Origin of the sequence: Hyphomonas sp. (genome assembly GCF_041398465.1) — a bacterium.
GTDB lineage: Bacteria > Pseudomonadota > Alphaproteobacteria > Caulobacterales > Hyphomonadaceae > Hyphomonas.
Map to the genome: position 1 here is coordinate 853,577 of NZ_JAWKUS010000001.1, position 23,580 is coordinate 877,156.

At 61.6% G+C, this 23,580-nt stretch carries 27 protein-coding genes; 20 read left to right on the forward strand and 7 right to left on the reverse strand.

The window, feature by feature from the left end; translation table 11 throughout:
- The first annotated feature begins 22 nt into the window (after positions 1-22).
- Together trmD and rplS are read left to right on the forward strand one after the other, a co-directional pair.
- The gene (trmD, locus tag R3C98_RS04160; protein ID WP_371312856.1) at positions 23-748 is read left to right on the forward strand and encodes a tRNA (guanosine(37)-N1)-methyltransferase TrmD; all 726 of its coding nucleotides are present in this window, start codon (positions 23-25) and stop codon (positions 746-748) included.
- The gene (rplS, locus tag R3C98_RS04165) at positions 735-1,298 is read left to right on the forward strand and encodes a 50S ribosomal protein L19 (RefSeq protein ID WP_371312857.1); all 564 of its coding nucleotides are present in this window, start codon (positions 735-737) and stop codon (positions 1,296-1,298) included. Before trmD ends, rplS begins: the two co-directional genes overlap by 14 nt.
- Positions 1,299-1,376: 78 nt before the next feature.
- On the opposite strand, the gene R3C98_RS04170 is transcribed toward rplS, so the two are convergent.
- Positions 1,377-2,288, reverse strand: coding sequence for a LysR family transcriptional regulator (locus R3C98_RS04170; RefSeq protein ID WP_371312858.1), 912 nt, complete (start codon positions 2,286-2,288; stop codon positions 1,377-1,379).
- A 90-nt stretch (positions 2,289-2,378) separates the two neighbouring features.
- On the opposite strand from R3C98_RS04170, the gene R3C98_RS04175 reads away from it, so the two are divergent.
- From R3C98_RS04175 to leuC, 3 genes are all read left to right on the forward strand, one after another.
- The gene (locus tag R3C98_RS04175) at positions 2,379-3,383 is read left to right on the forward strand and encodes an NAD-dependent epimerase/dehydratase family protein (protein WP_371312859.1); all 1,005 of its coding nucleotides are present in this window, start codon (positions 2,379-2,381) and stop codon (positions 3,381-3,383) included.
- A gap of 43 nt (positions 3,384-3,426) precedes the next feature.
- Positions 3,427-5,418 carry a response regulator gene (locus R3C98_RS04180; protein WP_371312860.1) on the forward strand — a complete coding sequence of 664 codons (1,992 nt, stop codon included), beginning with the start codon at positions 3,427-3,429 and terminating at the stop codon, positions 5,416-5,418.
- 104 nt (positions 5,419-5,522) lie between these two features.
- Positions 5,523-6,920, forward strand: a complete 1,398-nt coding sequence (gene leuC / locus R3C98_RS04185; protein WP_371312861.1) for a 3-isopropylmalate dehydratase large subunit — start codon at positions 5,523-5,525, stop codon at positions 6,918-6,920.
- On the opposite strand, the gene R3C98_RS04190 is transcribed toward leuC, so the two are convergent.
- Positions 6,917-7,240, reverse strand: coding sequence for a DUF2834 domain-containing protein (locus R3C98_RS04190; RefSeq protein ID WP_371312862.1), 324 nt, complete (start codon positions 7,238-7,240; stop codon positions 6,917-6,919). The genes leuC and R3C98_RS04190 overlap by 4 nt on opposite strands.
- 156 nt (positions 7,241-7,396) lie before the next feature.
- Here R3C98_RS04190 and cysK point away from each other — a divergent pair, with 156 nt between their 5' ends.
- The 11 genes from cysK to R3C98_RS04245 all read left to right on the forward strand — a co-directional run bounded on the left by cysK (position 7,397) and on the right by R3C98_RS04245 (position 16,005).
- A complete protein-coding gene (gene cysK, locus R3C98_RS04195; RefSeq protein WP_371312863.1) occupies positions 7,397-8,383 on the forward strand; it encodes a cysteine synthase A in 987 nt (328 codons plus the stop codon).
- Positions 8,384-8,395: 12 nt separating this feature from the next.
- Positions 8,396-9,448: a helix-turn-helix domain-containing protein gene (locus R3C98_RS04200; RefSeq protein ID WP_371312864.1), complete on the forward strand. Its 1,053-nt coding sequence runs from the start codon at positions 8,396-8,398 to the stop codon at positions 9,446-9,448.
- A gap of 107 nt (positions 9,449-9,555) precedes the next feature.
- Positions 9,556-10,386 carry a sterol desaturase family protein gene (locus R3C98_RS04205; protein WP_371312865.1) on the forward strand — a complete coding sequence of 277 codons (831 nt, stop codon included), beginning with the start codon at positions 9,556-9,558 and terminating at the stop codon, positions 10,384-10,386.
- Positions 10,387-10,457: 71 nt separating this feature from the next.
- Complete coding sequence (locus R3C98_RS04210) at positions 10,458-10,937, forward strand: hypothetical protein (protein ID WP_371312866.1); 480 nt, start codon at positions 10,458-10,460, stop codon at positions 10,935-10,937.
- Positions 10,934-11,788, forward strand: a complete 855-nt coding sequence (locus R3C98_RS04215; protein WP_371312867.1) for a VOC family protein — start codon at positions 10,934-10,936, stop codon at positions 11,786-11,788. Before R3C98_RS04210 ends, R3C98_RS04215 begins: the two co-directional genes overlap by 4 nt.
- A 10-nt stretch (positions 11,789-11,798) precedes the next feature.
- Positions 11,799-12,428: a 3-isopropylmalate dehydratase small subunit gene (gene leuD / locus R3C98_RS04220; RefSeq protein WP_371312868.1), complete on the forward strand. Its 630-nt coding sequence runs from the start codon at positions 11,799-11,801 to the stop codon at positions 12,426-12,428.
- A 31-nt stretch (positions 12,429-12,459) separates the two neighbouring features.
- Entirely contained in the window at positions 12,460-12,645 is a 186-nt protein-coding gene (locus R3C98_RS04225; protein WP_371312869.1) for a hypothetical protein, read from the forward strand.
- Complete coding sequence (locus R3C98_RS04230; RefSeq protein ID WP_371312870.1) at positions 12,642-12,938, forward strand: putative quinol monooxygenase; 297 nt, start codon at positions 12,642-12,644, stop codon at positions 12,936-12,938. The genes R3C98_RS04225 and R3C98_RS04230 overlap by 4 nt, the downstream gene beginning before the upstream one ends.
- 102 nt (positions 12,939-13,040) lie before the next feature.
- Positions 13,041-14,093 carry a 3-isopropylmalate dehydrogenase gene (leuB, locus tag R3C98_RS04235; RefSeq protein ID WP_371312871.1) on the forward strand — a complete coding sequence of 351 codons (1,053 nt, stop codon included), beginning with the start codon at positions 13,041-13,043 and terminating at the stop codon, positions 14,091-14,093.
- 77 nt (positions 14,094-14,170) lie between these two features.
- The gene (locus R3C98_RS04240) at positions 14,171-15,367 is read left to right on the forward strand and encodes an amidohydrolase family protein (protein WP_371312872.1); all 1,197 of its coding nucleotides are present in this window, start codon (positions 14,171-14,173) and stop codon (positions 15,365-15,367) included.
- A 41-nt stretch (positions 15,368-15,408) separates the two neighbouring features.
- Complete coding sequence (locus R3C98_RS04245; protein ID WP_371312873.1) at positions 15,409-16,005, forward strand: hypothetical protein; 597 nt, start codon at positions 15,409-15,411, stop codon at positions 16,003-16,005.
- Here the strand turns inward: R3C98_RS04245 and R3C98_RS04250 are convergent.
- On the reverse strand, positions 15,976-16,347 hold the full coding sequence (locus R3C98_RS04250; protein WP_321487959.1) for a nuclear transport factor 2 family protein: 372 nt from the start codon (positions 16,345-16,347) through the stop codon (positions 15,976-15,978). The two genes, R3C98_RS04245 and R3C98_RS04250, sit on opposite strands and share 30 nt — an antisense overlap.
- A gap of 134 nt (positions 16,348-16,481) precedes the next feature.
- Between R3C98_RS04250 and R3C98_RS04255 the strand changes: the two genes are divergently transcribed.
- Positions 16,482-17,525 carry an aspartate-semialdehyde dehydrogenase gene (locus R3C98_RS04255; RefSeq protein ID WP_371312874.1) on the forward strand — a complete coding sequence of 348 codons (1,044 nt, stop codon included), beginning with the start codon at positions 16,482-16,484 and terminating at the stop codon, positions 17,523-17,525.
- 32 nt (positions 17,526-17,557) lie between these two features.
- Positions 17,558-17,752 (forward strand): hypothetical protein, encoded by a 195-nt coding sequence (locus R3C98_RS04260; protein WP_371312875.1) that lies wholly within the window; start codon positions 17,558-17,560, stop codon positions 17,750-17,752.
- Here the strand turns inward: R3C98_RS04260 and R3C98_RS04265 are convergent.
- Complete coding sequence (locus tag R3C98_RS04265) at positions 17,749-19,128, reverse strand: mechanosensitive ion channel family protein (protein ID WP_371312876.1); 1,380 nt, start codon at positions 19,126-19,128, stop codon at positions 17,749-17,751. The genes R3C98_RS04260 and R3C98_RS04265 overlap by 4 nt on opposite strands.
- A gap of 128 nt (positions 19,129-19,256) precedes the next feature.
- Here R3C98_RS04265 and rarD point away from each other — a divergent pair, with 128 nt between their 5' ends.
- Positions 19,257-20,165, forward strand: coding sequence for an EamA family transporter RarD (gene rarD / locus R3C98_RS04270; RefSeq protein ID WP_371312877.1), 909 nt, complete (start codon positions 19,257-19,259; stop codon positions 20,163-20,165).
- Positions 20,166-20,298: 133 nt separating this feature from the next.
- On the opposite strand, the gene R3C98_RS04275 is transcribed toward rarD, so the two are convergent.
- The 3 genes from R3C98_RS04275 to R3C98_RS04285 are packed head-to-tail and all read right to left on the reverse strand — an operon-like array spanning position 20,299 to position 22,559.
- The gene (locus tag R3C98_RS04275) at positions 20,299-20,916 is read right to left on the reverse strand and encodes a LysE family translocator (protein ID WP_371312878.1); all 618 of its coding nucleotides are present in this window, start codon (positions 20,914-20,916) and stop codon (positions 20,299-20,301) included.
- A gap of 1 nt (position 20,917) precedes the next feature.
- On the reverse strand, positions 20,918-22,021 hold the full coding sequence (locus R3C98_RS04280; RefSeq protein WP_371312879.1) for a serine hydrolase domain-containing protein: 1,104 nt from the start codon (positions 22,019-22,021) through the stop codon (positions 20,918-20,920).
- A gap of 16 nt (positions 22,022-22,037) precedes the next feature.
- Positions 22,038-22,559 (reverse strand): hypothetical protein, encoded by a 522-nt coding sequence (locus R3C98_RS04285; RefSeq protein WP_371312880.1) that lies wholly within the window; start codon positions 22,557-22,559, stop codon positions 22,038-22,040.
- A 130-nt stretch (positions 22,560-22,689) separates the two neighbouring features.
- On the opposite strand from R3C98_RS04285, the gene R3C98_RS04290 reads away from it, so the two are divergent.
- Entirely contained in the window at positions 22,690-23,577 is an 888-nt protein-coding gene (locus R3C98_RS04290; protein ID WP_371312881.1) for a CoA ester lyase, read from the forward strand.
- Positions 23,578-23,580: the final 3 nt, after the last annotated feature.

The window sequence follows — 23,580 nt, forward strand, 5'->3', positions numbered from 1 at the left end:
ATGCCTGCGCTAAAGGCAGCCCATGTTCGAGACGAGTTTCATCACATTGTTTCCCGAGGCCTTTCCCGGCCCGCTGGGCGTGTCCATCCTGGAGCGCGCGCGCAAGGAGGGTATCTGGGATTGGGACATCATCCAGCTGCGCGACTTCGGTATCGGCAAGCACCGCAATGTCGATGAGACCCCTGCAGGTGGCGGTGCTGGCATGGTGCTGCGCCCGGATGTGGCGGCGGCAGCCATCGACAGCCTGCCCCGCCAGGAGCGCCCGCTTATATACCTCTCCCCGCGCGGAAAGCCGTTCGACCAGGAAATGGCGCGAACTTTCGCTGAAGGACCAGGCCTCATCCTGTTTTGCGGCCGGTTCGAAGGTCTCGACGAGCGGGTGATCGAAGGCCGGGACATGATCGAGGTGTCGATGGGCGATTTTGTGCTCGCCGGCGGCGAGGTTGCAGCCATGGCGCTGACCGAAGCGGTGGTGCGCCTGCTGCCCGGCGTTGCGGGCAATGAAGACTCCCTGAGCGAGGAATCCTTCGAGACCGGGCTGCTGGAACATCCACAATATACATTGCCACGTGAGTGGGAGGGGCGGGGGACTCCGGACGTCTTGCTGTCGGGCGATCACAAACGCATCGCAGAATGGCGTTTGAACAGCGCAAAGGCGTTGACAAAACAACGCCGCCCCGATTTATACGCCGCTTACTCCGAAACCCACGATATCCAAGCGCCGGAGACAGGCGATGAACATTATTGAACAGCTGGACGCAGAAGAAGTTTCCCGCGTCCTCAGCGGCAAAGAAATCCCGGTTTTCTCGCCCGGTGACACGCTGGCCGTGAACGTCCGCATCAAGGAAGGCGACCGTGAGCGCGTGCAACGCTTTGAAGGCGTGTGCATTGCTCGTTCGGGCGCTGGCGTGAACGAGAGCTTCACGGTCCGCAAAATCTCTTTCGGTGAAGGCGTGGAGCGCGTGTTCCCGCTGGTTTCGCCGATGATCGAGTCGATCGAAGTGAAGCGTAAGGGCCGCGTTCGCCGCGCCAAGCTCTACTACCTGCGCGGTCTGCGCGGTAAGGGTGCCCGTATCGCTGAGCGGACCACCGGCCACGGCATCGAGCAGGTCGAGATCGCCGTCTCGAAAACCGAGCGCCGCCGCCAGAAAGACGCCGAAAAGGCTGCCCGCAAGGAAGCCGCTGCCAAAGAGCGCGAAGCTGCTGCCAAGGCGAAAGCTGAAGCAGACGCCGCTGCTGCCGCAGCCGCTGAGGCCGAAGCCGCTGCAGAAGCTGCAGAGGGCGGCGCAGAGGAATAGACTTCCTTCGCCCCAGATCTGCCACTGGCACATGACAAGCGCCCCTGCCGAAAGGCGGGGGCGTTTTCGTTTCAGGGATCAATGCAGCCCGGCACTGGCTTTCGCATAAGCGGTCATGTCCGTGACGAGCCGGTCGAAGACGAGGCGCATACGGCGATTGCCGCGCAAATCTTCATGCATGGTGATCCAGGTTTCGAGGCTGAAACTCATCTCTTTCGGGAAGAGGCGGATGAGGTCCGGGTTTCCCCGTGCGAGGTTTGTCTGGCAGATGCCGATGCCGAAGCCTGCGCGGATCGCGGCGAGCTGGGCGACGTCATTGTCCGTCCGGAAAGCGAATATCTCCCGCTTCAGCGGCATGCCGATGCTCTGCAGCGACTGAATCCCGGCGGTCTGTTGGTCGAAGCCGACAATGGCGTGGTCCTGCAGGGCGTCGATCGTCTCGGGACGCCCGCGCCGGGCGAGATAATCCTTGTGGGCATACATGGCGAGCTGGATGTCTCCGGCTTTCTGCGCGATGAGCGCGCCTTGCGCCGGCCGGACCATGCGCACGGCGACGTCAGCATCGCGGCGGAGCAGGTCTGATGTTTCGTTCGTCGCGACGAGTTCGAAATCGATGCCCGGATGATCTGCGCCGATGCCGGTCAGAATTGGCGGCAGAACTTCCACACCGATGATCTGGCTCGCGCTGATCCGCACCACGCCTGCAATTTCCCCATCCGCACCGGAGGCAGCCCGCATCATGGCTGCGGCGGAGGCTTCCATGGCCAGCGCATGGGGCACGAGCGATCCGGCAAGATCTGTCGGGGAGAGGCCGTGTGGAGACCGGATGAACAAGGCGCCGCTATCCAGCGCTTCTTCCAGCAGGGTGATGTGACGGGCAATTGTGGGCTGGGTCAGGCCGCTCGCCCGGGCTGCGGCTGACAGGCTGCCGGTGCGCCAGACACCGAGGAAAGACCGGCAATGGTCCCATGAGAGGGCGACTTGTTCCACTATTTTTCTATAACCGATCCAGAAATTATCGCAATTTTCTTTAGCTCTAACCATGGGCATTTCTAGGGACAGATACAAAGGAGATGTCCCATGAACCGCTCACGAACAGCCCTTATCCTCGGCGCCACAGGCGGGGCCGGATATGAAATCGCCGAAGCCCTCCACCGCCGAGGTTGGCAGATCCGGGCGCTCAGCCGCCGTCCGGATTATGGCAGGACGCTGCTGCCCTATGCCGACTGGCTGAAGGGCGATGCCATGATTGCAGGTGATGTGACCGATGCCGCGATCAATGCCGACCTCATCGTTCATGCGGTGAACCCGCCGGGCTACCGGAACTGGCGCGGCCTCGCCCTGCCGATGCTCGACAACACGATCGCCGCTGCAAAGGCCACCGGTGCGCGGATCATGTTTCCGGGCACGGTCTATAATTACGGGCCGGATGCGTTCCCGCTGCTGAAAGAAACCGATCCGCAGAACCCACGCACACGGAAAGGCAAGATCCGGGTGGAGATGGAAGACCGGTTGCAACAGTCGGCGGGGCAGGGGGTACGTGTGCTGATCGTGCGGGCGGGCGATTTCTTCGGACCGCACAGCACAGGGAATTCCTGGCTTTCCGCCGGAATTGTGAAGCCGGGCAAACCGGTGAAGTCCGTTACGCTGCCGGGCCGGAATGGCGTGGGGCATGCCTGGGCCTACCTGCCGGACTATGGGGAGGCTGTGGCCCGGCTGGTCGGAAAGGATGCTGAACTCTCCTCGTTCGAGTCGTTCCATTTTGCCGGCCACTGGTTCGGGGACGGACAGGAGTTCGCAAACGAGATTCGCCGCGCAGCTGGCGCTCCGGATGCGCCGGTTCGTGGCTTTCCGTGGGTGTTGGTGCAGGCGTTTTCGCCATTCGTACGCCTGTTCCGGGAGCTTGCGGAGATGAAGTATCTCTGGGACGTGCCGGTGCAACTCGACAATCGCAAGCTGGTCCAGTGCCTCGGTGAGGAACCGCATACACCGATCCGCGCGGCGCTGTTGGTGACACTGGAGGCAATGGGCTGCCTGCCCGATGCGGCCCTGGGCGAAGGAAAATTCAACTTAAGGGATTGTTGAGGCCTGCGTGATCTACTCCTCCATGTGGGGAGTGTCTGAACCAATGAACGGCAACGGCAAAATCGAATTGCTGAAGGAGGTGCTGAACCTCCTGCCCAATCCTGTGTACATCAAGAATTCAGACCATGTCTGGATAGAGATGAACGAGGCGTTTTGCCAGTTTGTCGGTTATTCGCGCGAAGACCTGATTGGCCGGACAGACCGCCATTATTTTCCGCAAGCGCAGGCTGATGTCTTCTGGGAAAGAGACAATCGCATTCTGCAGTCACGTGCTAAATATCTGGCCACGGAGCAGCACACGAATGCGGCCGGAGAGGTGCGCTGGATGGAGGTATCGACCTCCTGCATAGAGGATGCCGATGGAAATGCCTTCATCGCCGGAATCCTGACGGATGTGACGGAACGCAAAGCGCGAGAAAAAGCACTGGAAGAGGCCCGTCATACGGTGCTGAACGCATCCCGGTCAAAAACTGAATTCCTGGCCAATATGAGCCATGAGATCCGCACACCCATGAATGGCGTTCTGGGCATGTCGCAGGTATTGCGCCGCACGACGCTGGACGCGGAGCAGGCCGAGATCGTTGAGATGATCGAACGCTCCGGCGAGGCGTTGTTGACGGTCATCAACGACATTCTCGACTTTTCGAAGATTGAGGCCGGCAAGCTCGCGATCGAAGCCGAACCTTTCTCATTGTCCGGTGTGCTGGATGATGTTGCCGCCCTGCTTGGTTCCGGTGCGAACGAGAAGGGGATCGAGCTGATCACGGACATCTCGCGGGATGTGCCCGACGAGGTGGTCGGCGATGCAGGCCGCATCCGCCAGATTCTCGTGAACCTAGTCGGCAATGCGATCAAGTTCACAACCGAGGGCCATGTTCTGGTGCGCATCGCCGGGTCCGGAGAGAACGGGTACGCCCATCTTTCGATTACCGTCGATGATACCGGCATCGGCATACCGGAAGACAAGCTGGAAACCGTGTTCCACCAATTCGAACAGGCCGATGCGTCCACCACACGCCGTTACGGCGGCACCGGCCTCGGACTCTCCATCTGCCGTAGCCTCGTCGAGGTGATGGCGGGTTATATTGACGTCACGTCGACTTTCGGTGCGGGGTCCACCTTCCGGGTTGAACTGACGCTGCCGATTGCCGATGACGAGCCGCGCCTTTTCCTTGAGCCCATGGAGCGGCCTGACCTCCGTGGTATCCGTGCGCTGGTGATCGATGACATTTCGCTGAACTGCCGGATTTCGGCCAGCCAGCTCGCCCTCTATGGCATCCGTTCGGACCACGAGACCGATCCGCGCCAGGGCCTGCGCCGCCTTGCGGATGCTCATAATCGCCGTGCGCCTTATGATCTTCTGGTACTGGACTACCAGATGCCGGAGATTGACGGCCTGCGGATTGCCCGGATGATCCGGTCGAAGCCCGCCTTCAACCCGCTGAAGATCGTGGTCGTCTCCTCTGTCGACTCGCCGGACGTCAAAGAGGACTTCCTGAAAGCAGGGGTCAGCGATTTTCTGATCAAGCCCCTGCGCAGCGGGGAACTCGGAGAAGCCGTCAGCGCGATTATCAGCAAGGCCCCGCCGCCTCCGGTGAAGGCGCCAAGCGCCCAGAAATCCGCCGATGCCGCGCCCGTCCGGGCAGGCCGCATCCTGATTGCGGAAGACAATGAAGTGAACCAGCAGGTGATGGCCGGATTGCTCAACGGGTCCGGATATGAACTACACTTTGCGGCGAACGGCCAAATCGCCGTCGATCTCTTCCGACAGAACGCCTACGCCCTCGTGCTTATGGATATTTCCATGCCGGTCATGGACGGTCTGGCCGCCACAAGGGTGATCCGCGATTTCGAGGCATCCGGCGGCCGGGCGCCCACGCCAGTGATTGCCGTAACGGCGCATGCCATGGCTGAGGAACGGCAGGATTTCCTCTCCCGTGGGGTGGATGAAGTGCTGACCAAGCCGGTCGACAAGGCCGAATTGCTGGCGGCCATTCATGAATGGACCGGGCATCCGGCCCGCAGGGTCGCCTGAACTGCCATCTGACACATTGACGCGATGCCGAGTGTGTTGCACGAGACCCGCTGGCTTGCGCGTTTCAGCGCAATATTTTTCTACAGACAGGGAATTTTCGGCCCATGGCAGGCAAGACACTCTACGACAAGATCTGGGATGCGCATCTGGTGCACACCGATGAGGCGTCGGGGGAAAGCCTGCTTTATATCGACCTGCACCTGATCCACGAAGTGACGACGCCCCAGGCGTTTGCCGGATTGAAGGCGGCGGGTCGCGGCGTGCGCCGGCCAGACCTGACGCTGGCGACGCCGGACCATAACACGCCGACGGAAAACCAGGCGGCTGGCCTCGCTGGCGTGAAAGACCCGGAAGCGCGCAACCAGCTGGAAACGCTGATGCGGAATGTGGAAGAGTACAAGATCGACATCTTCCCGATGGGCGACATCCGGAACGGGATTGTACACGTCATCGGGCCGGAGCAGGGCCGCACCCAGCCGGGCATGACCATTGTCTGCGGTGACAGCCACACCTCCACCCATGGCGCCTTCGGGGCGCTGGCGCACGGGATCGGCACGTCTGAAGTGGAACACGTCCTGGCGACGCAAACGCTTCGTGCCCGGAAGATGCAGAACATGGCGATCGAGGTGACCGGCAAGCTGAAGCCGGGTGTGACCGCCAAGGACCTCGCCCTGCACATTATTGCGAAGATCGGCACGGCTGGCGGCACGGGCTGCGTGATGGAATATCGCGGCGAAGCGATCCGCGACCTCACAATGGAAGGCCGCATGACGCTGTGTAACCTTTCCATCGAGGGCGGTGCGCGCGCGGGCCTTGTCGCACCAGACGAGAAGACCTTCGCCTATATCAAGGGCCGCCCGTCTGCACCGAAAGCCGGGGCATGGGACGTGGCCGAGAGCTACTGGAAGACGCTCTACACGGATGATGATGCCGCGTTCGATCATGTCGTCGAGATCAATGCTGAAGACATCGAGCCCACCGTGACCTGGGGCACCAGCCCGGAGCAGGGCATTCCGGTCTCTGGCATCATTCCGAAGCCGGAGGATTTCACCGATCCTGTGAAAGCCGCTGCCTGCGAGCGTGCCCTGAACTATATGGGCCTTGAAGGCGGCGTTCCGATCGCAGGCACGCCGGTGCAGCGTGTCTTCATCGGCTCGTGCACGAACTCCCGCATCGAAGACCTGCGTGCAGCCGCCGAAGTCGCCAAAGGCAATCAAGTGGCTGAAGGCGTTCGGGCCATGGTCGTGCCGGGTTCCGGCCTCGTCCGTGCGCAGGCGGAAGAAGAAGGGCTTGACCAGATCCTCATCGAAGCCGGTTTTGAATGGCGTGAGCCGGGCTGCTCCATGTGCCTCGGCATGAACCCCGACATCCTGTCACCGGGCGAACGTTGTGCCTCTACGTCGAACCGCAACTTCGAAGGCCGTCAGGGCCGCGGTGGCCGCACCCATCTGATGAGTCCGGCCCTCGCAGCGAAAGCCGCAATCACCGGCGTGATCGGCTAGTCCGCACCGAGTGTCCGTTCGCGCATCGCTAGGAAGACCGGCAGACCGAATGAGACGCCGACACTGAACGTGCACGCAATCGGCAGCCAGAGATGGCGAAGGCCGATGCGCTTGCCTTCGATCAGGATGAAGACGGTCAGCACGACAGCCGAGACGATCACGTCCCATCCGAAAAAGCCGCCAATGCGCGTCGCGAACAGGTCGCCGATAAAGCGCGGCACATCCAGCCCGTGTTCCATGAACCAGGGCAGGAATTGCGACAGCGGCAACGCGGCGCCTGCGACTGCAAGCAGGGCGTAGGCGAGGACAGCGGGTTTCATGATCTCTCCGAGGTGGCAGTCTGCCGATACTGGCCCACTTATAAAGGGAATGCGCCGCGCGTTTTTGTCCACCACCTTGAATACTTAAACCGAGCTTTCAGTTGCTTCTGTGTGGCGGGGGGCGGATAGTCCTGTAAAACCATTGAGGAGGACGTGATGGCTGGAACTGTGAAACTCTCAGGCGGCGTAACGCTGGATGGCCCGCGTGGGCGGACTTACGCGTCCATTCTGGAAACCGTCGGCTCGACGCCGCTGGTCGCAGCGCCGAAATTTGCGGCGGAAACCGGCATCAAAGCAAACCTCCTTTTCAAATGCGAGTTCTTCAATCCGCTGGCCAGCGTGAAAGACCGGATCGGGCTCAACATGATCCTCGAGCTGGAAGCAGCCGGAAAAATCACGCCCGGAAAATCCGTGCTGGTGGAGCCGACGTCCGGTAATACAGGCATCGGCCTTGCCTTCGTGGCGGCAAACCGCGGTTACCGCCTGATTCTGACCATGCCGGAATCCATGTCGATCGAGCGGCGCCGCATGCTGGCTTTCCTCGGCGCGGAACTGGAGCTCACGCCGAAGGAAATAGGCGTGAACGGCGCCATCGCCAAGGCTGAAGAACTTGTTGCGTCCATTCCGGGTGCGGTGATGCCCAGCCAGTTCGACAATCCGACCAACCCGGCGATTCATGAGAAGACGACCGCCGAGGAAATCTGGGCGGATACGGATGGCGCGGTCGATGCGGTGATTTCCGGCATCGGCACAGGCGGGACGATGACAGGCTGCGCCCGCGCCCTGAAGGCAAAGAAGCCGGTTCTGAAAATGATTGCGGTCGAGCCGGAAGACAGTCCTGTCCTATCGGGCGGCGTGCCAGGCCCGCACATGATCCAGGGCATTGGCGCCGGCTTCATTCCGGAAAATGCCGACACCACGATGATCGATGAAGTGGTGCAGGTCTCCAATGCTGAAGCGATGGAGAACTCGCGCAAGCTCGCCAGGCTGGAAGGCATTCCGGGCGGCATCTCTTCCGGCGCGGCGGCGACTGCAGCCATCAAGATTGGCAGCCGGGACGACATGGCCGGCAAGACGCTGGTCGTGATCCTGCCGAGCTTTGCGGAGCGGTACGTCTCGACGGCCCTGTTCGAAGGGCTCTGATCCGGCGCGCGCATGCTGCTGCTTGATGTCCTGTTGCGGTATCCGGCAGCGGCGGTCCTGCTTGTCAGTGCCGTCCTGCTGCTGCGCGATGCGGGTAAGCTGATCCAGGGATGGTTCGGTGCGGGTCTCAGCATCAGCGTGGCGGCGATGCTGATCGGCACGCCGCCGGAGATCCTTGAACCGCCTTGGCCGGTCTTGGTCGTAGTGCGTTTCATCGACATGCCGAACACGCTCTTCCTGTGGCTGTTCGGCCGGTCCCTTTTCGATGACGGCTTTCGCATGCGTGCGGCGGACTGGGCGGTCGCGGCGCTCTACCTCGTTCTGATACTGGTGCTTCGGCTGGCCAATCTCGGCTTCATCGATGGGCGGCCGGAATGGGTCGCCTACCTTACAAATTTCGTTTCATTCCTGATGGCCGTCCACCTCGGCTGGATAGCGCTCGCCGGATGGCGGAACGACCTTGTCGAATCCCGGCGGAGTACGCGGCCCTTGTTTGCCATCCTGCTTGCAACCGTTGTTGTGCTGATCGTGCTGTCCGAGGCGCTCTTCAGCCGGACGCATGAGCACCTGGTCACAACTTTCCGTGCCGGGCTGACACTGATCATGGCGACTTGGGGCCTCTTATGGCTGGTCAGCCTCCGATCCGAAGCGCTTCTGTTCCAGCCTGTGCCAAAGCCTGCCCCGCCGCCGGCCGTTTCAGCAAAAGAATCGGTCCTGCTGGCGCGTCTCATGGCGCTGATGGACGAGGAGCAGGTATTCACGGAGCAAGGCCTCACCATCGGGGCATTGGCCGACCGGGCCGGCGTGCCCGAACACCAGTTGCGCGCGTTGATCAATCGCGGCCTCGGCCACCGGAACTTCGCTGCTTTCCTGAACGGATATCGCATTGCGCTGGCGAAGCAGAAATTGTCAGACCCAGCGCTGGCCCGCATCCCCGTGCTGACCATCGCAATGGACGCCGGTTTTGCCTCGCTGGCGCCCTTCAACCGGGCCTTCCGGGTGATGGAGGGCGTGACGCCGACGGAATATCGCGACATGGCGCTCGCCAAAGCCGGTCGGAACTGAAAAAACCGGCGCGATTTCGAATTTGATCAGGCTCTTCCGGTCTTGCGGAGACGTGAGGCGGGCCTGTTCGCCATCCTGCGGTCACTTCAGATCATGAGGAGACCGATATGGATTGGAGCACTTTCACTTTGGATCATCTCTTGCACCGCGCCGCAGACGGCATCGAGTTCGAGATATTCCGCTACCTGCTAGGCACGATGTCGACCTTCGTCATCATCTGGCTCAGCCTGTCACACCTGTTGCGCTACCGGAAGATCCGTCGCCCGACACCACGCGCCCGGCAGATCCGCAGCGAACTGTTTCACTCGGCGATGACCGTGCTGGTTTTTGTCGGCATGGATATCGTCATCTTCGACGCCGCCGAGCTCGGCATTTTCCAGAAGTATGACGACATCGAAAAATTTGGCTGGGCGTGGTTCTTCGTGTCGATTCCGGTGATGATCATCGCACACGATGCGTATTTCTACTGGGCGCACCGGTTCATGCATCTGCCGCGTTTGTACAAGATATTCCACATGCGCCATCACCGGTCGCACAATCCGACGCCGTTCACAGCCTATTCCTTCGCGCCGTTGGAGGCCGTGGTGGAGTATGCCTTCGTGCCAGTCGGCCTGATGCTGATCCCGATACACACGACGGCATTCTATATCGTGATGATGATCATGATCTTCAAAAACGCGACGGCCCATTGCGGTTATGAATTGATGCCGAAATCCTGGGCTCGGCTGCCGGTGCTGGGTTGGATGACGTCTGTCACCCATCACGACATGCACCATGAGCGAGCCGGCGGGAATTACGGCTTCTACTTCACATGGTGGGACCGCTGGATGGGCACCGAGCACAAGAATTATATAGAACGCCTCGAGACGGCCGGCGACTGGGCCCGCAAGGTCGAGCGGACGCCAGCCGCAGACACGACTCTTGTCCCAGCGGAATAACGAGCCTCCCCTTGTCTCCGGCAGGGTTTTGTAGAACCCATCTCTAGGACCCTGTCGGAGAATGTTTTCGTTTGGCCGCTCTGCACACCATTGCCCTTTTTGTCCTCGGTCTCGTCATGCTGGCGATGGCCGTTGGACTTGATGTGATGATCCGGCTGGACGTGTCGGGCTGGGTCCAGCTGCTTGTGGCCGGGTTTGGTGTTTATCTCGTCGCCATGTCCTGGTTCTCGCTCCGGTTCGACCGTCGCCGGGCGCATGTGCTCGAAACCGGCACGCCGCTGCCTGTGCAGTTCGAGATCAACAGGACGTCCGACGGGGAATCGGCGGCGTTCCTCGCCGAAGTCAAAATTGGCGAAGAGGTCTGGATCACGCCGCTGCGTATCTCCCGCCGGGTGCGGAAACTGCGCAAGCAGGGCGAACTGGAAGGCCAGGCCTGGCTCGACGGGGAAGGGCGGATTGTGGCGCTCGCGCATGAAGGCGAACAGTTCCGCGTCATGCCGTTTCCGCGCCGCAAGCGCTTTGGAAGAAAAGACAGGAAGAAAAAGACATGAGCCAGCTCGTCACCGGTCTCGACCATATTGTCCTCGTCGTGCCCGAGATCGACTCCGGCGCGGCTGTCTATGAAAGCCTGCTTGGCCGTTCGCCTGTCTGGCGCGCAGACGTGGAAGGCGGCGCCGCAACCGCGATTTTCAAAGTGGCGAACACCAGTCTCGAACTGATGGCGCCCACCGGGGAGGGGCCAGTGGCTGACCGGCTGCGGGAAATCATCGAGGCGGAAGGCCCCGGCCTGAAGACACTCGCTTTTGGGACCGCAGATATCGAAACGGCGCATCACAAGCTGACCCGCCGAGGGATGCTGCCGACCGATGTGGCACCGGGTGAAAGCACGAACAGATTGGATGGTGCTGTGCGAAGCTGGAAACGATTCCGCTGCGCGGACGATCAGACGGCGGGCGTGAAGACATTCCTGATCCAGCCCGAGGCGCCGCTGCCGCAGCAGGACGCGCCCGAGGGCTCTGTCGTTTCGCTGGACCATATCGTCATCGATACGCCGAACCCTGACCGGGCGCTCGGCCTCTATGGTGCACGCCTTGGTCTCGACCTCGCACTGGACCGCAATGCGCCGCAATGGAAGACGCGATTCCTGTTCTTCCGCACCGGCGGGCTGACCTTCGAAGTGATCAACCGGCTGGGAGAGGCGCACGATCCGGCTGCGCCGGACAGGATCTGGGGCCTGACCTGGGAAGTCGCGGATCTTCCCGCTGCCCATACGCGGCTTACTGAGGCGGGATTCAACGTCTCCGACTTGCGCAAGGGCCGCAAACCCGGCTCGAGCGTGTTTACGATACGGGATGGCACAATGGGCGTTCCGACACTTTTCATTGCGCATGAGCCGAAGTAAGAACGCCGCCATGACACCGTTTACCGAAATCACCGGAACCGCCGCGCCGCTGCTCGAAAAGGGCAAGCCCATGTCCAATGTCGACACGGACATGATCATCCCGAAACAGTTCCTGAAGACGACCGAGCGTACCGGCCTGTCAACAGGCCTGTTCTATGAGTTGAAAACGCTGGCCGATGGCTCGCCGAACCCAGATTTCGTGCTCAACAAGCCGGAATTTGCGAAAGCGGACATCCTGATCGCCGGTGAGAATTTTGGCTGCGGTTCCTCACGGGAACACGCCCCCTGGGCGCTGGCGGACCAGGGCATTTCGGTCGTCATTGCGCCGAGCTTCGCCGACATTTTTCACAATAACTGCTACAAGAACGGCATCCTGCCCGTGCGTCTGCCGGTGGATGTGTGCGAGAAGCTCGCCCGGCAGGCTGGCGGTGCGAACCATGTGTTCTCAGTGAACCTCGAAACCCAGACGGTCACCGCGCCCGATGGCGAGACCTACACCTTCGACGTCGATCCGGGCCGCAAATCCAATTTGCTTCAGGGCCTCGATGAGATTGGCGCTTCTCTGCAGGCTGAAAGCGACATCAACAGCTACGAGGCGACCCGCAAGGTCTCCACGCCGTGGCTTGAACCGGCGGGCTGACACCCCGCCCGGCATTCGAGAAGGGACCCCGATGCCGGACAGACTGAAACCGATGCTCCTGATGCTGGGCGTGGCCGCGCTTGGCGCCTGCCACAACGATCCATTCTCCATAAAGCCGGAAGTGAACGTGACCCTGCCGGAAAAGCCGCCGGCAGATGCAGCGCGGGATGAAGACGACAGCACCTCCGGCACCGACGAAAGTGAGCAAGTGCCATGATCATTATCGAAGGGACTGTCAGGGTTCCGGCCGAGCGGCTCGACGCGGCCCGGCCGGCCATGGAAACCATGATCCGCGCAAGCCGCGCGGAAGCCGGCTGTCTGGATTATGCCTACAGCATCGACGTGCTGGACCCGGGCCTTGTCCGAGTCACCGAGCGCTGGGAGAGCCGGGAGGCGCTGAAAGCGCATTTCGAAACGCCGCACATGGCTGCATGGCGCGCGCAATTCGCCGGGCTAGGCGTCACGGACCGCTCCCTCCGCCTCTACGAGGCCGATCCGGAGCCGATCTGAGGCCCTTCGACCAGGCCGCCTGCGTCAAAAACCATGGGTGACATATGGCCGTGGGAGCGGTACATGCCGCCCATCCTTATTGCGTAGCAGACAGGCCAGAAAATGCACCAGACACTCCTTCTTCTCCCGGGCGACGGGATTGGCCCGGAAGTCACCGCTGAAGCCCGCCGCGTGGCGGAAGTGGTCGCGCCGGATCTGAAAGTGGAAGAAGGCCTGGTGGGCGGCGCCTCGATCGATGCCCATGGCGATCCGCTGACGGAAGAAACACTGGAGCGTGCGCGGCAGGCAAATGCCGTCCTGCTGGGAGCGGTTGGAGGTCCGAAATGGGTCGGCGCAGCGCGGGACAAGCGCCCGGAAGCGGGTCTTCTGGCCCTGCGCAAGGGGCTCGACGTGTTTGCGAATTTGCGCCCGGCTTTCTGTTTTCCGGCGCTGGTGGAAGCTTCCAGTCTGAAGCAGGACGTGGTCGCAGGCCTTGACCTGATGATCGTCCGCGAGCTGACGGGCGGGGTCTATTTCGGCCAGCCGCGCGGCATAGATGAAACCAGCGGTATCCGCCGGGGTTTTGATACCGCCGTCTATACCCATCCCGAAATCGAGCGTGTGGCGCATGTCGCTTTCGAGATCGCGCGCGGCCGGCAGGGCAAAGTCTGCTCGGTCGAGAAATCGAACGTCATGGAATCCGGCTTGTTCTGGCGTCAGGAAGTGACGCTCGCCCATGCTGAAATGGGCGCGGGCGTGGACCTGTCGCACATGTATGCCGATGCCTGTGCGATGGAACTGGTGCGCGCACCAAAACAGTTCGACGTCATCCTCGCAGACAACCTCTTCGGCGACATTCTTTCGGACGAAGCGGCCATGCTGACCGGATCCATCGGCATGCTACCCTCCGCGTCGCTCGGCGCCCCGGGCACGCCCGGCCTTTACGAGCCGGTGCATGGCTCCGCGCCGGACATTGCCGGGCAGGGGATTGCGAACCCGTGCGCCGCGATCCTGTCGCTGGAAATGGCGCTGCGCTGGTCGCTCGGCCGGGACAAGGCCGCCGACATGTTGTTCGCAGCTGTCGGTAAGGCGCTTGACCAGGGCGCCCGCACCAAAGACCTCGGCGGCAGCCTGACAACGCGCGAAATGGCGGACGCGATCATCGCCGCGCTCTGACGGCCGGTCCAAGGAAAAGATTGCCCGACTTCCTCTCGCATGAGAGCATTCCCCTAAAAACATAAGGGAGGAATGCCATGTCATACGCCGATGGACGTCTGATCCACGATGCCGACAGCCATCTGATGGAGCCTGTCGATTGTCTCGATCCGTATTTTGAAAAGAAGCTGCTGGACCGCTTTCTGGCGCTGCCGCGCGTGAAAGCGCTGCGAACCGGGGCCAAGGCAAAGTGGATCGGAGAGCGCCTGGACCTGCAACAGGATGCGGATTTCCGGGCCGAGGCGGACGACAATATCCTGCTGCGGAAGAACTATGACGCGCACGGCGCCTGGGTGCGGCAGGACCGCCCGCATACGATGGACAAGCTCGGCTTTGCCAGCCAACTCGTCTTCACCACGCATTGCCTCGGCAATTTTGGCCTCGATCAGGGAGACGACATGGAGCTCTGCTACGCCGCTGCCGATGCGCATAACCGGATGATGACGGACTTCTGCAGCATCGACCGCCGACTACTGGCCGTCGCCTATGTTCCACTCGAAGATTTTGACCGGTCGCTCGCCACTGCAAAGCTTGCCATCAAAATTGGCGCCAAGGCGCTGATGGTGCCGAGCCGCTGCCCGCAGCATCATTCGCCGAGTCATATCGCGCTGGACCCGCTCTGGGCACTGGCGCAGGAGGCTGGCATTCCGGTGGTGCTCCATGTCGGCGGGGAGACGAAGCTGAACCCAATGTACAAGGAGAACGGCCTGCCGCCGGTACCGGATTTCCATGGCGGCGACGACAATTTCACGTCCGTCTCCTACATGCCGATCCCGGAGGCCGCGATGCAGACACTGGCGACGCTGATCTTCGACGGCGTGTTCGACCGGTTCCCGGATCTCAAATGGGGTGCCATCGAGCTTGGCGCGAACTGGGTGCCCGGCTGGATGCGGGCCATGGATTCGGCAGCCCACGCCTTCATGCGTAACGAAGAACGCCTGCAGAAGCTGTCCGCAAAACCCTCCGAGATTGTCCGCCGTCAGTTTCGCGCAGCGCCTTACCCGCACGAAGATGCCGGCTGGATCGTCCGGGAAGCAGGCGAGGAAATCGCCATGTTCTCGTCCGACTTTCCGCATGTCGAAGGCGGCCGCAATCCGCTGAAGCGGTTCGACCAGACGCTCGAAGGCCTGCCGGAAAGCGCCATCAAGGCGTTCTATTCCGGTAACTTCATCGACATGATGGGAGAGGGGCTCGCGCCTGACCTCCGCGTGCCGGAACTGCAGCAATCGGCCTGATCCTTCAGGGATCAGATCAGCGCTTTCAGGGGGGGCGGCATATGGAAAATGAAGACCCGTCAGAGACGCGGGAGACGATACTCGCCCAACGCCGGGCGCGCGTGGAATACTTTGCCTTCATTGCCCAGATCGTCAGTGCCATCGCCATCGTCATCTCGCTGGTCTTTGTCGGCATCCAGTTGCATGACGGGAATACGGTCACGCTGCGCAACGAATCCAATGCAACCATGGCACAATGGTCGGCCTTTCGTGCTTCTATCTATTCAGATCGCGATACTGCGGAGGTGTTCCGGGCCGGAATGTCGGGGGCCCCGCCGCTGGATGAAACGGACCAGCTGCGCTTTGGCTACATAATGCGTGAGCATGCCTGGGCGACGTTCCAGATCTGGGACCGGGCCAAACGCGGTCTGGTAGCGGAAGCGAACTTCGTGGTCGGGGCGGCGCCGGATTATCTGAAAGTGATCTGCACGCCGGGCGGTTCGGTCATCTGGGCCGAAATCCGAAGCGAAATGCCTGCATCATTCATTGCAGACATGGACCGGATCGAAGAGGCTTATGCGCCTGCGCACCATGTCAGCTGCGTTCCGGAAGAACAGGGCGGCCTTGGCCTAACTGTAATCGGCGATCCGGCAGAGTAAATTGCCGCGGAATTCGAAGAAGCTTGCGCCGCGTACCTTCACGGTTTCGCCGGCTTTGACCCCATTTGGCAGGTCGACTGCGGCCTTGCCCTCGAATTCGATTTCGGCGGCGGCCTTGCCCGCACCGGATACGACATTGATCAGCCGTTGGCGGCGGTAGGTGAAGGCGTTTCCGGATAATTCGGCCACCTGGCGCATCATGTCCTTGCCGTCGAGGCGCATGGAACCACCCGCATTCGAGATGTTTTCGAACACGACGTCGTCGGTCACGCAGTCAAGCATGCCGTCAATGTCGCGGGCGTTATAGCTTTGAATATAGCGGGCAATTACGTCGTCGAGCATGGGGCGGGGGCCTCCATATGTGTCTCCGGGAACCCCTTCGTGTTGCCCGACGGGGCCCCGAATGGCAACAGGCTTTGCGCATCGGCCGGAAATGCGTCATAAGCCCGCCTCGAATTACGAGGAGCGAAAGAGCCATGGGCACACGGATTGCGATTGTCGGCGCGACGGGAAATGTCGGACGCGAATTGCTGGCCATTCTGGACGAGCGCATGTTCCCGGCGGACGAAGTCTACGCCGTGGCGTCGCGCCGGTCGCTCGGCAAGGAAGTGTCCTTCGGTGACCGCACCCTGAAATGCCAGGACATCGAAAGCTTCGACTTTTCCAAGGTCGATCTCGTCCTTATGTCGGCGGGCGGCAACACGGCAAAGCAATGGTGCCCGAAGATTGCGAAGGCCGGCGCCATCACCATCGATAACTCCTCCGCTTGGCGGATGGACCCGGACGTGCCGCTGGTCGTGCCGGAGTGCAATGGCGAAGCGGTGATGGACTACAAGAAGAAGATGATCATCGCGAACCCGAACTGCTCGACAGCGCAGCTCGTGGTGGCGCTGAAGCCGCTTCACGATGCCGTCGGCGTCAAGCGCGTTGTCTGCTCGACCTACCAGTCCGTCTCCGGCGCCGGCAAGGATGCGATGGACGAATTGTGGAACCAAACCCGCGGCGTCTATGTGAATGACGAGCCGACCCCGGAAATCTTCCAGAAGGAAATCGCCTTCAACGTGATCCCGCAGATCGACGTCTTCATGGATGACGGTTTCACCAAGGAAGAATGGAAGATGCGCGTCGAGACGAAGAAGATCGTCGACGAGAGCATCGAGCTTGTCGCCACCTGCGTGCGCGTGCCGGTCTTTGTCGGCCATTCCGAAGCGGTCAGCGTGGAGCTTGCCGCGCCGATGAGCGCGAAGGAAGCGCAGGACCTGCTGCGCGAGAGCCCTGGCATCATGCTGGTCGATGATCCGGAAGAAGACCTCTACATCACGCCGAAGGAATGTGTCGGCGACTGGGCGACCTTCATCAGCCGCGTGCGCAAGGATCCGACCGTCGAGAACGGCCTGATGTTCTGGTGTGTCTCCGACAACCTGCGCAAAGGCGCGGCGCTGAACGCCGTGCAGATCGCCGAGGAACTCCTGAACCGCGGTGTCATCAAGCCGGAAAAACAACCGGCCGTGACGGACTAATGGGTAAAAAGAGACATCGCAAACGATCGGGCGTGCCAGACACGCGCGCAGAATTCGAAGCGATGTCTCTGGATGACCTCAATGAATGTGCCAAGCGCACTGATTACTGGCTATCTCAAGAATCGCGAAAAATCGTCCGCAAGGGTCTCGAGAAAAGGTTGCACCTGATCCTGTCCATTCGGGAGTATCGGTTCGATGTACCGGTCGACTTTCGTACTGAGGACTAGTCCGTATCCGAACCGAACTTCGCTTTGCGGGTCTCGACGGTGACGTTGAGGCCCGTTGCGCTTTTGAGGTGCAGGTCACGTTGCGGGAAGGGGATTTCGAGTTCGTACTTCTCGAGCGCCGTGTGCAGGGCCCAGTTATAATCCGCGACAACGCGGGCGGGCCGGCTAACGGCGGCATCGGTCAGCCAGGCGACCAGTTCGAATTCGAGCGCGGAATCGCCAAATTTCGTCAGCCAGACCTGCGGGGTGCGGCCGGGAACCCCTTTCAGCGTCCATTCGACTTCCTCGGCAGCTTCAAGGCCAGCCTTGCGGACAAGCTCCTTGTCGGAGCCGTAAGCGACTCCGAAAGGAACATGGACGCGCCTGCGGGCTTCGCGCAGCGTCCAGTTGATGACTTGCGCCTTTATGAACTCCTCGTTCGGCACGAGGATGTCGACATTGTCGTTCGTGGTAACGAGGGTTGAGCGGATATTGATTTCGCGCACGAGGCCCGTGACGCCGGACTGAAGCTCGATGAAGTCACCCACCTTCACGGATTTCTCGATCAGGATGATCAGGCCCGACACGAAGTTCGAGAAGATTGCCTGCAAGCCGAAGCCGATACCGATACCCAGCGTACCAGAGAGGATGGTCAGCGCGGTCAGGTTCACGCCCACGACCTGAAGCGCGATCAGGATGGCGATGATGATGAAGGCGATCTTCAGCACCTGTCCGAGCAGGCCCGCCATGGAGGGCGTCAGCTTCTTGGAACTGCGCAACTGCGCCTGCGCCGCATCGCCTGCGATCCGGCCGAGCCAGAGCGCGAAGGCCGCGACGGCCAGGCTTGTCATCAGGCGCAGGATCGAGAACTTCACGCCGCCAAACTCGATGATGGTGGAGTCGAGGGACTCCGTCACCGGCTGCAGCAGGCGGAGGATGTAGAGCGCGGCGATCAGCCATGCGAGCAGCGCCAGCGTGTTTGCCACCATCCCATCACGGATGTTTGACGTAATCAGGCGGACAATGATCCAGGCATTGAGGAGGCTGCCTGCCACGCGCAGGATTTCATTGCGCAAGCCGAACTGGTCGAAGGCCGGGATGGCGATCCATAGGAGGAGCGCTGTAATGACCGGCCAGACGATCCGGGCTGAGGAAACCGAGGCGTGGAAGAGTACGTCTGCGCGCTCCCGGCTAGCCGCCAGTTTCTTCAGCCTTGTGACCGGTACTCGAGCCAGGAAGAAGCCCGCGATCCCCGCCACGACAATCGCAAGGAATTGCCAGAGCGACTCGTAAGAGACGAACTCCCCGGCGAGCTTGACGATATCGTCCTGAACCGACTGAAGCACATCCTGGAACTTCAGCGTATTCAGAAGGGAGGGCGATGTTTCTTCATCCATCGGTCGGGCCGTTCTCCGTTGATCGCGCGGGTGTTTCTTCCTGAAATCTAGACGATGCGGGCTTCAAGGCAACCGATGCCGGATTTCGTGACTATCCAAGCGGCAGGCGGGTTGATACAGCGCGGCGCATGTCTTCGAGCCAGCGTTTTGGATTTCTTGTCGGTCTGACGGCCTATTTCATCTGGGGCAGCCTGCCGCTGTACATCCGGGCGATGCGGCATGTCCTGCCGCAGGAATTGCTGGCGCACCGGGTGATCTGGTCGGTGCCGACCGCGATGGTGCTGATCGCGCTGGCTGGGAACTGGCACGACATCCGGGCGGCCTTTCAATGGCGCACGGCGAAATGGCTGATCCTGTCCGGCCTGATTATCGGGCTGAACTGGGGGGTCTATATCTGGGCGGTGAATGCCGACCGGACGATCGAGGCCTCGCTCGGCTATTTCATCAATCCGCTGGTCAGCGTCCTGTTCGGCATGGTGTTCTTCGCCGAGAAACTGCGTCCGGCGCAGTGGGTCTCGGTTGCGATTGCGGCTGTGGGCGTCGGCGTCGTCACGGTGGCCTATGGGCATGTGCCCTGGATTGCGTTGTTTCTTTGCATGAGTTTCGCCTCATACGGCGTGATCCGGAAAAAGATGGCCGTCGACAGCCGGGCCGGGTTCCTGATGGAGGTCGTCGTCCTCGTTCCGTTGGCTATCGGTTGGCTCACCTGGTTTACGCAGCAGCCGGACGGCCGGCTGATGGGGCAGGGTGGATGGGACATCCCGCTGCTGATCGCGGCGGGCCCGATCACGGCTTTCCCGCTCATTCTCTTCGCGCTGGCGGCCAAGCGTCTCAAACTGTCGACCGTCGGGATGATGCAGTATATCGGGCCCAGCATTCAGTTCCTGATCGCGGTCTTCATATTCCGGGAGCCGTTCGGCATGACGCTCGCCATCGCGTTTGGCTTCATCTGGCTGGCGCTGGCGGTGTTCACCGTGGATTCCATGGTGGGCGAGGCGAAGGCGCGGCGACTGGCCCGCGCGGCGCGGCCTGCCTGATATCGAGCCAAAAAAATCCCCGGAGCCAGGGGATCGGCACCGGGGCGTATCAGTTTCTGACAGATAGAGATGGGATTCCTATCTGGTTCCGTATCCTGCAATAAATACGCCAGATGGCGAGATATGGCGACAATCAGGGGCGCGAGGTCGACATCGCGATCCAGAGCGCCACGACGGCGAGGGCCAGGCCAAAGCACAGCCGCGCAGCAAAAGAGGTGCGCCATTTTTCCAGTAATCCACCCAGATGGTCCGCCACCAGAACGATGGTCACGTGGACGATCAGCGAGAGGAGAATGTGCAAGCTGCCCAGCAGGAGGATCTGCAGCCAGAGGTGCCCGAGTCCGGGATCAGCGAACTGGCCGACGACCAGGAGGTAGAAGACAAGCGCCTTGGGGTTCAGCAGGTTCGCGATCAGGCCGCGCCGGAACCCGGCCAGTTTGTTGGCCATGGCCGGCGGGGCTGAGCCATCGTCGCGAAAAGCTTCCCAGGCAAGGTAAAGCATAAAGGCGACACCGCCCCAGCGCAGCGCTTCATAAAGCGTGATCGATCCGGCGAGCAGGGCGGACAGGCCCGTCGCAGCCGCCAACAGCTGGATGGCGAGCCCGAGCGTAATCCCCGCCACCGCCTTCATGCCGTGTTGCCGGCCTGCGCGCGCCGACAGGGTGGCAAGCCAGCCCATGTTCGGACCGGGCGTCAGCTCCACCGCCAGCATGGCGACGATGAAAGCAGGCCAGTCGAGCGAGGCAAACATGTCAGAGGGCGGCGTAGACGGCTTCGACGAGGCGCACGGCGCGGGGGTCTCCGACCAGCACGTTCGATTGCCGGTTCATGACATAGGCGCACGTCAGCTCCGCGTCCGGATCGGAGACCGCCATCGATCCGCCCCAGCCGGAATGGCCAAGCGTTGCCGGATTTGGCCCGAACAGGCCGTGCGTATTCAGCATGATACCGGCGCCGAAACTGGTCTCCAGCGGGAGGACAAGATCGGGCCCGTGCGTGCGCGGACGGATCAGGTCTTCGAAGATGCCTGCGCGCAGCTTGCCGCCGCCGCTGCGGGCATAGTGATGGTAAATCACACCGACGCTTTCGGCGGTGCCATGGCCGTTGGCTGATGGAATTTCGATTTCGCGCCAGATGGCGCCGCCGCGGTTAGGTGCGGACCATTTGTAGACGAAGGCGGCCTTGCGATATTCGTTCAGCTCGCCAAGGTCAGCCAGGGCGTTCGGACGTTTGATGTCGGCGCAGCGGCCATGTTCGCTGGCGGGCAGGCCGATGCGGAAATCCACGTCCGGGAACAATGCGCGCAGCGTCGTGCCCAGCGTCTCGCCGCTGATACGGCGCCCGATCTCGCCTGCGATATAGCCCCAGGTGAGGGGATGGTAGCCATGCGCGGTGCCCGGCGGCCACATCGGCGCGAGCTCTGCAATGGCGGCGGCGCAGGCGGGCGGGTCTAGCCAGAGCTCGGGGTCGATTTCTTCCGGGAAACCGGGAAGGCCGGCCTGATGGCTGAGGGCCTGTCCGATTGTCACGGTGTCTTTTCCATTGGCGGCAAATTCCGGCCAGACGGCTGCGACCGGGGTTTCGTATCCGTCCGGCAGTGTATCGACGAGGGAAGCAAGCACAAAGGCGGCGATGCCTTTTGTGGTCGAATAGACCGGCACCAGCGTGTCGGCGCTCCACGGAACCGATTTCTGCCTGTCGGCCCAGCCGCCGAGCAGCGAGGCGACCAGTTCGCCCCGGTGATAGACGGCGAAGCCAGCGCCCAGTTCGTCCATGTCTGCGAAGTTCGTCTCGAAGACAGTGCGCACGTTTTCGAGGCCAGCGGCGGTGAAGCCGGAAATCGGGAAGTCAGTCATGCTTCGGCCATACGGCCTAATCCGCGCTGTTGTCGAGGCTGTTTACTGCCTGTTTCTCCGCCCGGGCATCGTCCATTTCCTGCAGGAAGTCTTCCAGCTCGATCTGCCATTTGAACACTTGGCGCTGGCCGAATCCCGCTTCGCCCCGGAAATTCTGCTGCAGGCGGAGGCAGACGACCTGTCCAAACCATTTCTCTTCGGCGAACGCGGCGGCGTCCCGGTAACCGGCATTGTGCGTGTTGGCGATTTCCAGTGCCTCGATGCGGGAGAATTCCGCCATCTCGTGGCAGGACACAAAGCGGAGGGCGCGGCAGGCATTCTGCGGTCCTTCGCAATCGCTTAGGCTCACATCAAAGGCCTGGCCCAGCATTTCCCCGGTCAGCACCGGGTGGCCGTCCTCATGGGAAATTTCCATGGCCTCGGCGCCATATTTTGCGAGTTCGTCCCGTAGCTGGTTCACCGTCACCAATTGGGCATTCGCCGGGAAGACGAAGGCTGCAGCCATCAGAAAGAGAGGGAGCTTAACGCGCCACGTCATGGAAGCCTGCCGGGGTTTCTGGACAGAAGAGATGAGCTAAACGGTTTTGCGGCGCTGAAGCAATTGCCGCAGTTGCGCCGTTTGCTGTGCAGGGCGATAGTCCGCGCGCTTGAAAAGGGATTGAACGACCATGGCTTCATCGACGCACCGCCCGCGCCGCTCCTGTCTCTACATGCCGGGCGCCAATGAACGCGCCCTCGAAAAGGCGCGCGGCCTTGCCGCTGATACGCTGCTGCTGGACCTGGAAGACGCTGTGGCGCCGGACGCAAAACTGACCGCGCGTGAAGCCATCCTGAGCGCTGTGAAACAGGGCGGCTATGGCTATCGCGAGATCGTCATCCGCATGAACGGGCTCAGCACCGAATGGGGCGCCGATGACCTGAAAATGGCCGTTTCCAGCGGCGCGAAGGCCGTTTTGGCGCCGAAGGTCGAATCTGCTGCCGATATCCACGCCCTCGACAAGGCGCTCACCGAGGCGGGTGCCCCGGCAAATTTCGGCCTCTGGGTCATGATCGAAATGCCAAAGGCCATTCTCCATATTGAGGAAATCGCTGCCACCGCCGCCGAGACGCGCCTGACCACGTTCGTGATGGGCACGAATGATCTCGCCAAGGAATACCGGGCCCGGATGACGCGCGACCGGATTGCTTTCCAGACGGCTCTGCAGCTCACCATCGCAGCGGCCCGCGCCTATGGCGTCACCGCCATCGACGGCGTTTTCAACGATATCAAGGACGAGGACGGCCTGATCTTCGAATGCGAACAGGGCCGCGACCTCGGCTTTGACGGCAAGACGCTGATTCACCCCTCGCAGCTCGACACCGCCAACCGCGTCTTCGCACCGAGCCACAATGATGTGGAACAGGCCAAAGCCGTCATCGAGGCCTTCGCCGACCCGGCTAATGCCGGCAAAGGCGTGCTGAAAGTGAACGGCAAGATGACCGAGCTGCTTCACCTCGACGAAGCCCGCCGTACCGTGGCGATGGATGAAGCGATCCGCGCCTTCGAAGCGGCCTGAGCC

Bases quoted from the DNA above. Each gene is read 5' to 3' on its own strand.
- R3C98_RS04245 (WP_371312873.1), top strand. From the start codon at position 15,409: ATGGAAAATGAAGACCCGTCAGAGACGCGGGAGACGATACTCGCCCAA.
- R3C98_RS04180 (WP_371312860.1), top strand. From the start codon at position 3,427: ATGAACGGCAACGGCAAAATCGAATTGCTGAAGGAGGTGCTGAACCTC.
- rplS (WP_371312857.1), top strand. From the start codon at position 735: ATGAACATTATTGAACAGCTGGACGCAGAAGAAGTTTCCCGCGTCCTC.
- rarD (WP_371312877.1), top strand. From the start codon at position 19,257: ATGTCTTCGAGCCAGCGTTTTGGATTTCTTGTCGGTCTGACGGCCTAT.
- R3C98_RS04230 (WP_371312870.1), top strand. From the start codon at position 12,642: ATGATCATTATCGAAGGGACTGTCAGGGTTCCGGCCGAGCGGCTCGAC.
- R3C98_RS04255 (WP_371312874.1), top strand. From the start codon at position 16,482: ATGGGCACACGGATTGCGATTGTCGGCGCGACGGGAAATGTCGGACGC.
- leuC (WP_371312861.1), top strand. From the start codon at position 5,523: ATGGCAGGCAAGACACTCTACGACAAGATCTGGGATGCGCATCTGGTG.
- R3C98_RS04205 (WP_371312865.1), top strand. From the start codon at position 9,556: ATGGATTGGAGCACTTTCACTTTGGATCATCTCTTGCACCGCGCCGCA.
- R3C98_RS04265 (WP_371312876.1), bottom strand. From the start codon at position 19,128: ATGGATGAAGAAACATCGCCCTCCCTTCTGAATACGCTGAAGTTCCAG.
- trmD (WP_371312856.1), top strand. From the start codon at position 23: ATGTTCGAGACGAGTTTCATCACATTGTTTCCCGAGGCCTTTCCCGGC.
- R3C98_RS04285 (WP_371312880.1), bottom strand. From the start codon at position 22,559: ATGACGTGGCGCGTTAAGCTCCCTCTCTTTCTGATGGCTGCAGCCTTC.
- R3C98_RS04290 (WP_371312881.1), top strand. From the start codon at position 22,690: ATGGCTTCATCGACGCACCGCCCGCGCCGCTCCTGTCTCTACATGCCG.
- leuB (WP_371312871.1), top strand. From the start codon at position 13,041: ATGCACCAGACACTCCTTCTTCTCCCGGGCGACGGGATTGGCCCGGAA.
- R3C98_RS04175 (WP_371312859.1), top strand. From the start codon at position 2,379: ATGAACCGCTCACGAACAGCCCTTATCCTCGGCGCCACAGGCGGGGCC.
- R3C98_RS04280 (WP_371312879.1), bottom strand. From the start codon at position 22,021: ATGACTGACTTCCCGATTTCCGGCTTCACCGCCGCTGGCCTCGAAAAC.
- leuD (WP_371312868.1), top strand. From the start codon at position 11,799: ATGACACCGTTTACCGAAATCACCGGAACCGCCGCGCCGCTGCTCGAA.
- R3C98_RS04225 (WP_371312869.1), top strand. From the start codon at position 12,460: ATGCCGGACAGACTGAAACCGATGCTCCTGATGCTGGGCGTGGCCGCG.
- R3C98_RS04250 (WP_321487959.1), bottom strand. From the start codon at position 16,347: ATGCTCGACGACGTAATTGCCCGCTATATTCAAAGCTATAACGCCCGC.
- R3C98_RS04215 (WP_371312867.1), top strand. From the start codon at position 10,934: ATGAGCCAGCTCGTCACCGGTCTCGACCATATTGTCCTCGTCGTGCCC.
- R3C98_RS04240 (WP_371312872.1), top strand. From the start codon at position 14,171: ATGTCATACGCCGATGGACGTCTGATCCACGATGCCGACAGCCATCTG.
- cysK (WP_371312863.1), top strand. From the start codon at position 7,397: ATGGCTGGAACTGTGAAACTCTCAGGCGGCGTAACGCTGGATGGCCCG.
- R3C98_RS04200 (WP_371312864.1), top strand. From the start codon at position 8,396: ATGCTGCTGCTTGATGTCCTGTTGCGGTATCCGGCAGCGGCGGTCCTG.
- R3C98_RS04275 (WP_371312878.1), bottom strand. From the start codon at position 20,916: ATGTTTGCCTCGCTCGACTGGCCTGCTTTCATCGTCGCCATGCTGGCG.
- R3C98_RS04190 (WP_371312862.1), bottom strand. From the start codon at position 7,240: ATGAAACCCGCTGTCCTCGCCTACGCCCTGCTTGCAGTCGCAGGCGCC.